This is a genomic window from Paenibacillus sp. Pae15, from assembly GCF_024519685.1.
GTDB classification, from domain to species: domain Bacteria; phylum Bacillota; class Bacilli; order Paenibacillales; family NBRC-103111; genus Paenibacillus_G; species Paenibacillus_G naphthalenovorans.
The window spans coordinates 1-12,496 of the sequence record NZ_JALJRM010000003.1 but is presented as its reverse complement, the minus strand read 5'-3'; the positions used below and the strand labels follow the sequence as shown (position 1 = coordinate 12,496).

Genomic DNA, 12,496 nt, shown 5'->3' with positions numbered 1-12,496 from the left:
AGGCTATGGCAATGATTTATTTGCAGAAAAAAAGGAAACAGCGGCTCGAGGAGGGGCATCCTTGGGTATTCCGCTCGGAAATCGAACGGGTAGAAGGAGAAATCGTCCCGGGCCGACTTGCTCGGATACATACGCATACCGGCCAGTTCCTCGCGGCCGGCTACTACAATCCGGCGTCGCAGATTGCGGTCCGGGTTGTTTCTTATGAACCGTTGGAGGAAATGAACCGGGATTTCTTTATTCGCCGCCTGCAGCAGTGTAAGGACCATCGCGAGCGGTTTCTTCCGGATGCTAGAAGCTTTCGCCTGGTCTATGGAGAAGCCGACCTGCTGCCGGGATTGATCGTTGATAAATTCGAGGACGTGCTGGTTGTCCAGATCCTTACGCTGGGGATGGAAGAGGCCAAAGAGGCCTTACTCGACGCTTTAATCGAAGTGATGCGTCCGGCAGGCATCTATGAGCGCAGCGATGTGCCGGTGCGGGAGCTGGAAGGTCTCACGCAGCGCAAAGGGCTCCTTTATGGCGAATGCCCGCGATATGTGACCATACGGGAGAATGGGTTGCTGCTGGAGGTCGATATCGAGCAAGGCCAGAAGACGGGATATTTCTTCGATCAGCGGGAAAACCGGGCGGCCCTGGCTCCGCTGATGAAAAACTGGGGCAAACGAAGCGGTATTGAGCTGAGGGAGAAGGTGCTCGATGACGGAACGGTGAAGCGGGTTCCCGTGAACAAAAGCGGAGCCGAGGTGACCTTTCCTTACTGGGACGGCGCTACGGTGCTGGAGTGTTTCTCGCATACGGGCAGCTTCACGCTGCATGCATGCGCGTACGGGGCGAAGAAGGTGACCTGCCTGGATATATCAGAGCATGCGGTGGAGACGGCCAAGCGAAATGTCGAACTGAACGGGTTCGAAGACCGGGTAGAGTTTGTGGTGGCCGATGCGTTCGATTATTTGCGCGAGCAATCCCGCGGTCTGGATCTCCGCCGGGAACGGGCTCAGGCGGACCGGCGGAAGGTGGATACCTCCGTCCCTTTGGCGAATAAAGGAAGAACGTGGGACGTCGTCATTTTGGATCCCCCGGCTTTCGCCAAATCGCGAAGCGCTGTGGAAGGAGCGGTCAGAGGCTACAAGGACATCAATCTGCACGGAATGAAATTGGTCAATGAGGGCGGTTATTTGGTGACGGCTAGCTGTTCTTACCATATGAGGCCGGAGCTGTTTCTGGAGACGGTTCACGCTGCGGCAGTGGATGCAGGCAAAACGCTCCGCTTGATCGAATTCCGCAGCGCCGGAAAGGATCATCCCCGAATTTTGGGAGTGGAAGAAGGAAATTATTTAAAATTTGCTATATTTGAAGTGCGCGGCAGGCGATAACCGAAAAAGCTTTGCAGCGCTGAGATACCGTTTAAGAGGAGAGGTGTCGTTAAATTGGGGAACATGCGTTTGAATGAAGCGATTCGGGGACGGCGCAGTATCGGACGGGTGAAGCAGGAGCCGATCACCCGCGAACACATAGAAGAGGTGCTGGAGGCGGGAAACTGGGCGCCAAGCCATCACGGTACCGAACCGTGGCGTTTCTTCGTCATGACGGGCAAAGGTCGGCAAGCGCTGGCGGATGCTTATGCCGATATTGCTTCAGAAGCAGCTCCACAGCTTACGGGGGAGGAGCTTGAAGCGATGCGGGCGAAGCAGGCGGCCAAAGCGTTTCGCGCACCGGTTGTGATCGCTGTGGCGGTTTCGCCGTCGGATCGAAAGGGAGTGATCCGGATCGAAGAGTTTGCCGCAGCGCACGCCGCTGTGCAAAATATGCTGTTGACGGCGCATGCATTGGGCCTTGGAGCGATTTGGCGCTCCGGCGAACCGATGTACCACCCGCGGATGAAGCAGGCTTTTCAGCTGACCGAGAAGGAAGAAATGGTCGGGCTGCTGTATATGGGGATTCCGGATATGCCGCATCCGGAAGGCAAACGGAAACCGGCAGCGGATAAAACGGTTTGGATGACGGATTGACGTTCAGCAGATGCAAATGGATAACAGAAGGGCGATATCCGATACGGATACCGTCTTTTTGGCGTAAGGGGGCTCATTTTAACACAAAAAACCCTGTTCATTCCATAGGGGGAACGAACAGGGCTTCAACCTGCACAACCGGAATCCATCATTTTACACCTCTTTATACTGCATCGAACGAAGGACGGAACATGCTCTTATTCGATGTCGTTATATCCGTATTTTGCCAACAATTGATAAGACTCTTCTCTTACTTCCAAGAAATAATCGATAAACGAATTTAAAAATGTAATCATTGAAAATGACCTCCTCTTTTTATTTGCGGGCTTTTTCATCGTGGTATGCTGTGTTATGCCGGTCTTACAAACGGTAGTTTTTGGCTTTGCCGTAGCTTTATTATCGCTCCGGCCGATGCCTTTTGACAAAGTCGATATCTTTTCATGAAAGCGGCAATCATTGCCAATGAAAACCAATGAAAACGTAAATCATAGACCATGCTCTTACGATTTCGGGGTTTTACGCAGGATTTCATTGCCAATCGAAAATAAACCAGGAGGATTGGATGACCGCAGGTTCAAAAAATGCTCACATCAAGAACGTTTGTTCCTGTTTTTGAAAATATGTTATAATGACCAAAACCTCCCTTTTCCCAACACATGAGGATTTTGGTAGAATAATAGAGTTGAGGTAAATCCTACGCAACGGAGGAAGCGATCATGGCGTTTCGTTTTGTGCTTGGCCGTGCCGGGAGCGGAAAAACGACGTTTTGTCTGAACGAAATCAAACAAAAGCTCATGGAGAAGCCGGAGGGGCGTCCGCTGATTTGGCTTGTGCCGGAGCAGGCGACGTTTCAGGCGGAGTATGCGCTTGTATCCGCGCCTGAACTGGGGGGAACGCTGCGGGCGCAGGTTCTCAGCTTTCGCCGTCTGGCCTGGCGGGTTATGCAGGAGGTTGGGGGGACGGCCCGTCTTCCGATCGATGAAACCGGGAAGAAGCTGTTGCTTCACCGGATTATACATAGGAATAAAGAGCGTCTGCGCCGATTTCAAGCGTCTGCGGATCAAATGGGTTTCTTGGACCGTTTTAATCAGCTGTTCAGCGAATTTAAACGATACTGTATCACATCCGAAGGGCTTAGCGGATTTTATTCGGAGCGTTTCGGATCCCAGAGCGGCCCAAGCGGTTCATTGGAGGACAAGCTGCACGATCTGCAGTTGATTTATGCCGAATTCCAGACTGAACTGTCGAAGCTTTACCTGGACGGAGAAGATTATTTGACTCTGCTTGCCAGGCAGCTTGGCGAATCGGATTACGTTCATGGCGCCGAATGCTGGGTGGACGGATTTCACGGGTTTACGCCGCAGGAATTCGCGGTGCTGGAGCAGCTTGCCCGGCATGCGGGGAATGTGACGCTTACGTTGTGCCTTCCCCGGCCATATGTGAATGGGGAAGGTCTGCATGAGCTTGATTTGTTCCACCCGACGGCACGCACGATGCTGGAGCTGCAGGAGCGGCTGCGGCAGCAGGCTATCCATGTAACGGATCATATTGTGCTGCCTGATTCCCCTCCCGCCCGCTTTCGGCATAATCCGATGCTTGCTTATCTCGAAGCGCATTGGGGGGACGGAGTCAAGAGGCCGTTTCCCGAACCCGCGGAGGTCCGCAAAGGAACGGGTTCGTCCGTCCGTATCTCCGCAGCGGTCAGCCGCAGGGCGGAGGTAGAGGGGGTGGCCCGGGATATTGTAAAGCTTGTGCGGGACGAAGGCTTGCGTTGGCGCGATATATCCGTTTCCGTCCGCAGTGTTGAAGCCTATGGTGATTTACTGGCCGGAACGTTCCGCGATTACGGTATCCCGCATTTCTTCGATCAGAAGCGTTCGGTGCTGCATCATCCGCTGGTGGAACTGATTCGCTCGGCGCTGGAGACGGTACTCACCCATTGGAAATACGATGCCGTGTTTCGATGCGTCAAAACCGGACTGCTCCTGCCCTTTGCGGAAGATAAGGAACTGCAGGGAGACCGCATACGGATCGACCGTCTTGCCATGGACCAGTTGGAAAACTATGTGCTGGCCTTTGGTATTCAAGGCTCCAAATGGACGGATCCGAAGGATTGGACTTATTCCTATAGAACGAGCCTGGAGCAGGATGATGCGGAGGCCGGTGACGCGGACGAGGCTTTTTTAACGAAAATCAATGCTTGCCGTCGGGCGGTAGCAGGGCCGCTTGGCGAACTGCAAAAGAAGCTGCGGGAGAAAACCGCGGTACAAGACCGCGTTCAAGCGGTATACGAGCTCCTCATCGGACTCCGGGTGCCGGATCGCCTGGAAGCATGGAGCCAGAGCTCGCTTCATTTGGGCGAGCCGGAGAAAGCGCGGGAGCATGCGCAGGTATGGGAGCGGGTTATGGATATGTTCGATCAGTTGATCGAGCTGATGGGGGAGCAGTCCGTATCTCTGGAGTTGTTTGCCGAATTGATCCAAACGGGATTGGAAAGCATCAAGCTCGGGCTTGTTCCCCCGACGCTTGATCAGGTATTGATCGGATCGATGGACAGAACCCGCTCCGGCCGGGTGAAGCACATGTTTGTACTCGGTGTGAACGAAGGCGTTATGCCGGCCAAAATAACCGAAAGCGGCGTGCTGACGGAAGTGGAGCGGGAACGGCTCGGCGCAGCCGGTCTTCAGACTGCCGAAGGCAGCCGCAGACGGCTGCTGGATGAATCGTTCCTGATCTATTGTGCATTCTGCACGCCGTCCGACGGATTATGGCTCAGTTATGCTTTGGCCGATGAAGAAGGAAAATCGCTGCTTCCTTCCGACGTGATCCGGCAAATCAAGCGGTTGTTTCCGCAAGTCAGGGAACGGCTGCTGTTGAATGATCCGGCTCCGGATGCGGCGTCCACCGAGCAGTTGGAATACATAGCGCATCCCGATAAGGCGCTGTCCTTGCTGGTTGTACAATTAAAGCAATGGATGCAGGGAGCTCCGATGAGCGGGGTATGGTGGTCCGTGTACAATTGGTTTGCCCGGCAGCCTGAATTCGGCGGCAGGCTTTCCCGAATGGTTCAATCGCTGCTCTATACGAACAAGGCTGTGGCGTTAAGCGATTCGACCAGCAAGCGGCTGTACGGAGAGCATATTGAAACCAGCGTGTCGCGGATGGAACGATTCGTCGCTTGTCCGTTTTCGCAATTCGCATCCCATGGGCTGCGGTTGAAGGAACGCCGGATCTTCCGCCTGGAAGCCCCTGACGTAGGCCAACTATTTCATGCGGCTTTGAGCAAGTTTGCCGAGCAGGTGGAGAAGGAGGGCATCGATTGGGGGGCGCTGACGGCCCGGGAGAGCGAAGAGCGGGCCGCGCTCGTTGTCGATGCGCTGGCGCCCAAGCTGCAGGGCGAAATCCTGCTCAGCTCCAAAAGGTATTTGTATATTGCCCGCAAGCTGAAGCAGGTGATCGGCCGGGCCGCTTTGATGCTGGGCGAGCATGCCAAACGCGGACAATTTCGCCCGATCGGGCTCGAAATCGGTTTTGGAAGCGGACAGGCGATTCCTCCGCTGCTCTACGAGCTGGACAACGGAGTTCTTATGGAGCTGCGCGGCCGGATTGACCGGATTGACCGGGCGGATACGGAACGGGGAACGCTGCTGAGGGTGATTGACTATAAATCAAGTGCCAAAATGCTGAACATGGCCGAAGTATATTACGGGCTGTCCCTGCAAATGTTGACTTATCTGGATGTCATTTTGACGCATGCTCCGATATGGCTGGGCACAGAAGCGGAGCCTGCAGGCGTCCTCTATTTTCATGTACACAATCCGCTGTTGAATGCCAAAAATGGACTGACTGCGGAACAGATCGATAAAGAGCTGAAAAAACGCTTCAAAATGAAAGGACTGCTTCGGGCCGATCCTGAAGTGATCAAGCTGATGGACAGCAGTCTGATTGGGGCAAGCGGCCATTCCGAGCTGCTGCCGGCGGCGCTCAAAACGGATGGCAGCTTCTATAAATCATCCTCTGTGGCATCGGAGGAGCAGTGGAATACGGTCAGGCGGTATGTAAGACGGACGATTCGCGACATCGGCACTTCGATGACGGACGGGCGCATTGATATCGAGCCGTATCGGATGGGGCAGTCCACCGCTTGCAGTCATTGCTCCTTCCGGCCGGTATGCCAGTTCGACACGCAGCTGGAAGGCAACGATTACAGGGTACTGCCTCCGATCGGCAAGGATCTCGTATGGGAGCTGATGGAAAAACAAACGGAATCAAAGTCGCGCTTCCGGCCATCCGCATCCCGAACCGCAGCCCTTGCTTCGTTGGAAGTCGCCGCTTCGGCAGAAGACGAAACGGATCAGCCCGCTGTAGAAGACGGGTTCATTCCGCCCTCCGGCAGCAAAGATAACGAGGGAGGCGAGACCAAATGACTGTAACGATCCCGAAGCCTGCGGGCAGCACATGGACGGATGAGCAGTGGAATGCCATTTCCGTTCGCGGTCAATCCATCCTGGTAGCGGCTGCCGCCGGTTCAGGCAAAACGGCCGTCCTGGTGGAGCGGATTATCCGGCGCATTTCCGATGAGAGAAATCCGACGGATGTAGACCGGCTGCTTGTGGCCACCTTTACCAAAGCGGCTGCCGAGGAGATGCGTCACCGTATCAGCGAGGCGTTGGAAAAAGCGCTCGCGGCCAATCCGGAATCCGATCACCTTCGGCGCCAGCTGGCGCTCATTCCAAGGGCTTCCATCACGACGCTGCATTCCTTTTGCATGGAAGTCATTCAAAAGCATTATCAGGTTATCGGATTAGACCCCGGGTTTCGTATCGCCAACGAAACGGAAAGCGCGCTGCTGCGTCAGGATGTGCTGGAGGAGCTGTTGGAAGAACGGTATGGAGACTCCGCCGAAGACGATCCTTTCTGGCGGCTGGCGGATGCGTTCAGTTCGGATAAAAGCGACGACGCGCTGTTTCAGCTGGTGCAGCGAATATACGATGATGCCCGCAGCCATCCCTGGCCGGAGCATTGGCTTGAGGAAAGCGTAGGAAGATTTGAACGGTGTTCGATGGCAGGAGAGAATCCTTGGCAGTCGAGCTTGCAGGCTTATATCCGCCTGGAGCTTCAGGGGATTGACGCCCTGCTGAGGGAGGCTGTCCGTACGGCCGAGGCCCCCTTCGGTCCCGAACCGTATTTGGCCAATTTGAATGAAGATTTAACGGTAATTCAATCTTTGCTTGAGGCGGCGGCCGATCCGTCCTGGCACAGACTTTATCAGGCGTTTCAGGGGGCGGGCTTCGGAAAGCTGAAGGCGTGTAAAGGCGAGCAGTACGATAAAGAGCTGCAGGAGCAGGTCAAAGCGCTGCGCAATGAAGCCAAGGAAAGGCTGGGAGACCTGAAGGAGGAACTGTTCGTACGAACTCCGGAGCAGTACGAGGAGGAACTGAGAATGATGGCCCCGCTCATGAGGACTCTGGCGGATTTGGTGATCGAGTTTGGGGAGCGGTATCGGAAGGTCAAGCTGGACAAAGGTCTTGTCGATTTCGCCGATCTCGAGCATTATTGTCTGCGCATCCTGAGCTCGGACCGATCCGCGCCCGGAGCGCCGGTGCCTTCTCAAGCCGCTTTGGAATACCGGGAACAGTTCGTCGAAGTGCTGCTTGACGAATATCAGGATACGAACCGCGTGCAGGAGGCGATCGTCGAGCTGATTTCGCGGGAATCTCCCGGCAACCGGTTTATGGTCGGGGACGTGAAACAAAGCATATACCGGTTTCGTTTGGCGGAGCCGAGCCTGTTTCAGGAAAAATATAAAAGCTTTACCCCGGACGGAGCGGATCCGGGAAGACGGATTGATTTGGCGCGCAACTTCCGCAGCCGCCGCCAAGTGGTGGACGGTACAAACTACATATTCCGCCAGCTGATGAACGAGAACGTAGGTGAAATCGCTTATGATCAAAAGGCGGAGCTCGTATACGGCGCAGGGTATCCGGAAACCGGGAATGGAAACTTTGACTTGGCGTCCAAGCTGATTCTCATCGACAGGTCGGCCCATGACGAGAGCGTGTCCGGCAAGAAAACAGAAGACGAAAGCGTGACGGATTCCGATCAAGACCCGGAGGCGGACGGCGCTTCGGAGGATCCGGCCGAAAATAGGCAGGAGCTGGAAACGGCGCAGCTGGAAGCCCGGTATATCGCGCAGCAGATTCGCCTCATGATGGGGATGGATGGCGGAGAGCCGTTTCGGGTGTTCGATAAATCCCTCAAAGGGCTGCGGCCGGCCGCTTTCCGGGATTTCGTCATTCTGCTGCGCGCCACTCAGCAGTGGGCGCCGGTGCTGATCGAGGAACTGCGGCAGCAGGGCATTCCGGCCTATGCGGAGCTGAATACCGGCTATTTTACGGCAACGGAGATTCAAGTGGTATTGTCTCTGCTCAAGCTTATCGATAATCCGTATCAGGATATTCCTCTGGCCTCCGTGCTCCGTTCGCCTATTGTGGGAATGGACAGCGAGGAGCTGGCGCATATCCGGATATGCAGCCGTCACGGAGCTTTTTTCGATGCGGTGAGAGCTTATGCGAGAAAGGATGAAACGGAGACGGAGGAAGCCGGAGAGCTTTCCGATCCGGATGGTTCGGAACCGTCCGGCGATGGCGATGGCGCGTATATTCCAAAAACGGAGACTCAACGCAAAGCAAGATCCTTCCTTGAACAGTTGAACGATTGGAGAAGGATGGCTCAGCAGGGCTCGCTTGCCGACCTGATCTGGGACATTTACAGAAAAACCGGCTATTTCGATTTCGTAGGCGGGCTGCCCGGCGGGCAGCAGCGCCAAGCGAATCTGCGCGCGCTCTACGATCGGTCCCGCCAGTACGAGGCGACCTCCTTTCGGGGCCTGTTCCGTTTTTTGCGTTTCGTTGAACGAATGCAAAACAGCGGAGGCGATTTGGGCACCGCCAGGGCTTTGGGCGAGCAAGAGGATGTCGTAAGGATCATGACCATTCACAAAAGCAAGGGGCTGGAATTTCCGGTCGTATTCGCAGCCGGTATGGCCAAGCCGTTCAACCGGCGGGATTTGACGGACAGCTTCCTGCTGCACAAGGAGCTCGGATTCGGACCGAAGTTGACCGATCCGAAGACGCGCGTCAGCTATCCCACGCTGCCGTGGCTTGCCATCAAACGCAAAATCCAGATGGAAATGCTTGCCGAAGAAATGCGCGTGCTGTATGTGGCCCTTACCCGTGCGAGGGAGAAGCTGGTGCTGGTAGCCTCGGTCAAAGGGCTGGAAAAACAGCTCAAGGCATGGAGCCGGTTTGTTCTGCATGACCGGTTGGCGCTTCCGGATGACGCGCTGGCCAAAGCCAAATGTTATCTGGATTGGATCGGTCCCGCCATGATTCGCCATCCCGACGGAAAGCTGCTCCGGGAAGGGGCAGGCGTAGAAGATACGGTTCCCTTGTTTCTAAAGGACGAGTCTTCCGAGTGGCGGGTGCATCTGATCATGCCGGAGCTGTTTGCCGGTATGGCGCAGGCGGCCGCCGGATCGGATCACGCCGATTCGCGGTGGCAGTCGGTGGTCCGCATGGAGCCTGTGGACGAAACGGAGCGGTGGGAGCATGAAGTGTGGCGGCGGTTGTCGTGGGATTATTCCTATAAAGACGCTACGCTGGTCTTGTCCAAAACGTCCGTAACGGAGCTCAAGCGGCTGTCCGAGCATCATAAACTGCTTGAGCTGCTATCGGAGGAACCCGCGGCGGCGCCTTGGCACGCTGCGGAAAACGGTCAGGACAACGTTGACAAGAAAGGCCGGGACAAAGGACAAACGGTCTTCCGCCGGATGATTGTCCGCAGACCTCGTTTCATGGAGCAAAGAGAGCTGAATGCGGCGGAGCGGGGCTCGGTGTTTCACTCCGTCATGCAGCATATGCCGCTGGATCGTCATCCTTCGGAGGCGGACGTGCGCGAAACGCTGGCCTGGATGGTGTCGCGGGAGCTGCTGACCGAACAGCAGCAATCGCTGGTGGACCCCGCGGTTATTGTGTCTTTCTTCCGAAGCGAGTTGGGGCAGCGGCTGCTTCAAGCCAAGCGGGTACACCGGGAGGTGCCCTTCAGCTTCGGACTGCCTGCGACGGATGTGTATGGCGCTGAACCGGGAGGCTTATCGCAGGAAACGGTCATGCTGCAAGGGGTGATCGACTGCTTGATTGATGAGGAGGAGGGTCTGGTCCTGCTCGATTACAAGACGGATCGCCTGAAGGGCGCTTCTCCTCAACGGGTGGCGGAGAGCTACCGGATGCAGCTCGATTTGTATGCAAGAGCGGTGGAGACAATCTGGAAAAGGCCGGTCATCGGCAAATACATCTTTTTATTTGATGGAGCTCATGTGGTACAGCTATAAAGGAGGATGGGCATGCGGGTATTGCATACGGCGGATTGGCATTTCGGCAGGACATTGGAGGGAAGAAGCCGGCTGCCGGAGCAGGAGGCTTTTATCGATGAGCTGGCGGCCATCGTGAGAGATCAGCAGATTGATCTGGTGCTGGTGGCGGGGGATATTTATGATTCGGTCAATCCGCCTGCCGCCGCTGAGCAGCTGTTTTACGACGCATTGGCCCGACTCTCCGATCAGGGAAGCCGGCCGGTCTATGTCATTGCCGGAAACCATGATCATCCGGACCGGCTGGCGGCAGCCGCTCCGCTGGCGCTAAAGCTGGGCGTGACGTTGGTCGGCCTGCCGGAGGCGCGAGTATACAAGTCGGCGATCAAGCGAACGGGAGAAACGGCGATCGTCTTCGCGCTGCCTTATCCGTCCGAATCCCGTCTTCGCGAGCTGCTGTCCGATGAGGCGGAGGAAGGGCTGCTGCGATGGGCTTATTCGGCACGCGTGAAGCATATCGTGCAGGAGCAGGCGAGGCATTACCGGAAAGACACGGTCAATCTGCTGATGAGCCATTTGTACGTTCTGGGAGGCAAAGAAACCGAATCCGAACGGCCGATTCAAGTAGGCGGCGCCTACACGGTCGATACGGAAGCTTTGACGGCCGGCGCGCAGTACGTGGCGCTCGGACATCTCCACCGTCCGCAGTACATCCGCTCCGGGACGATGATTCGGTACAGCGGCTCGCCGCTGGCTTACAGCTTCTCGGAGGCGGGACAAGCCAAATCGGTAACCATTCTGGATATCAAGCCGGGTTCGGTTCCGCAGGTGGAAGAGATTTTCCTTTCCAGCGGAAGGCCTTTAGTGGAGTGGAAGGCCAAGGGAGGGCTTGCGGAGGTTCACCGGTGGTTGGATGAAGGAAAAGATCCGACGGCCTGGATCGATCTGGAAATTCATCTTCAGGAGACGATGTCGCTCGAACAAATCCACAAGCTTCGGCAGGCGAGGGACGGTTTCCTTCATATCCGGCCGGTCTATCCGGAGCTGCAACCGGAAGCCATGGAGCCCGTTTCCGCATCCCGGCTCCCGATGGACGAGCTGTTCCGGCGCTTTTACGAGCGGCAGACCGGAGGCGCACAGCCCGAGCCGGAACTGGTCCGGCTGTTTCTGGAGCTGCTGGCTGAGGAGGACGACGCGGCGGTATAAAGCGAAAGACATATTACATGTTGGACTATAACGCGATGACCTGAAAAAACATGGGTTTGAGCGAAAAGGAGGCTTCGGCATGCGGCCGATTCATTTGCAAATCGCCGGACTTCAGAGCTATCGGGAAGCGCAGGAGATCGATTTTGCCGCGCTGACGGGCGCCGGCGTGTTCGGTATTTTCGGCCCGACGGGCAGCGGCAAATCCACCCTGCTCGATGCGATTACGCTGGCGCTGTTCGGCAAGGTGGAGCGCGCGCCCGGCGGCACGCAGGCGATCATGAATCAGGCGGAGCAGACGCTGTCCGTCTCATTTACCTTCGAGCTGGGTTCTGGTTCCGGGGCCAAGCGGTACCGGGTGGACCGCCAGTTTAAGCGCAGCGGAGAGCAGTCTATCCTGGGCAGCCTGTGCCGGCTGATCCATTACCGCGACGGCGAATCCGTCGTATTGGCCGACAAAGCGGGGGAAGTCAACCAGCACATTCAAGACATTTTAGGGTTATCGATGGCTGATTTTACCCGTGCCGTCGTGCTGCCGCAGGGGAAGTTTGCGGAATTTCTGACACTTGCCGGCAAGGACCGGCGGGCGATGCTGCAGCGATTGTTTCATCTGGAGCCTTACGGCGACAAGCTTAGCGCCAAGACCTCCGCGCGCTATAAGGAGACGGATGCCGCGCTCAAGGAGCTTCAGGCGGAGCAGCAGGGCCTGGGCGACGCTTCAGAGGCGGCGCTGGCGCAAGCGGAGGCTCGGCTGGCCGAGGCGCGCGAAGCGGCCCGCGTGCTGCGCGAGCGGCTGATCGCCTGCGAGCGACGCGCGACCGAGCTGCGCGCCGTCCGCGAGCTGCAGCGCGAACGCGCGGCGGTGGCTGCGCGTCGGGCCGCGCTGGCGGCGCAGGCGCCGCACGTGGCG

Annotated in this window: 6 protein-coding genes; all 6 read left to right on the top strand. The window is 56.7% G+C overall.

The annotated features are described in order from the left end of the window. Positions 1 to 5 precede the first annotated feature (5 nt). Positions 6 to 1,376, top strand: coding sequence for a class I SAM-dependent rRNA methyltransferase (locus tag NR121_RS03090; RefSeq protein WP_054818547.1), 1,371 nt, complete (start codon positions 6 to 8; stop codon positions 1,374 to 1,376). A 63-nt stretch (positions 1,377 to 1,439) separates the two neighbouring features. Then, positions 1,440 to 2,012: a nitroreductase family protein gene (locus NR121_RS03085; RefSeq protein ID WP_054818553.1), complete on the top strand. Its 573-nt coding sequence runs from the start codon at positions 1,440 to 1,442 to the stop codon at positions 2,010 to 2,012. Positions 2,013 to 2,728: 716 nt separating this feature from the next. Next, a complete protein-coding gene (gene addB / locus NR121_RS03080; protein WP_256830462.1) occupies positions 2,729 to 6,439 on the top strand; it encodes a helicase-exonuclease AddAB subunit AddB in 3,711 nt (1,236 codons plus the stop codon). Next, the gene (addA, locus tag NR121_RS03075) at positions 6,436 to 10,404 is read left to right on the top strand and encodes a helicase-exonuclease AddAB subunit AddA (RefSeq protein ID WP_256830461.1); all 3,969 of its coding nucleotides are present in this window, start codon (positions 6,436 to 6,438) and stop codon (positions 10,402 to 10,404) included. Before addB ends, addA begins: the two co-directional genes overlap by 4 nt. 12 nt (positions 10,405 to 10,416) lie before the next feature. After that, the gene (locus tag NR121_RS03070) at positions 10,417 to 11,589 is read left to right on the top strand and encodes an exonuclease SbcCD subunit D (protein ID WP_054818548.1); all 1,173 of its coding nucleotides are present in this window, start codon (positions 10,417 to 10,419) and stop codon (positions 11,587 to 11,589) included. A gap of 79 nt (positions 11,590 to 11,668) precedes the next feature. After that, positions 11,669 to 12,496 (top strand): AAA family ATPase (locus NR121_RS03065; RefSeq protein WP_256830459.1); only part of this gene is annotated, 828 nt, incomplete at its 3' end.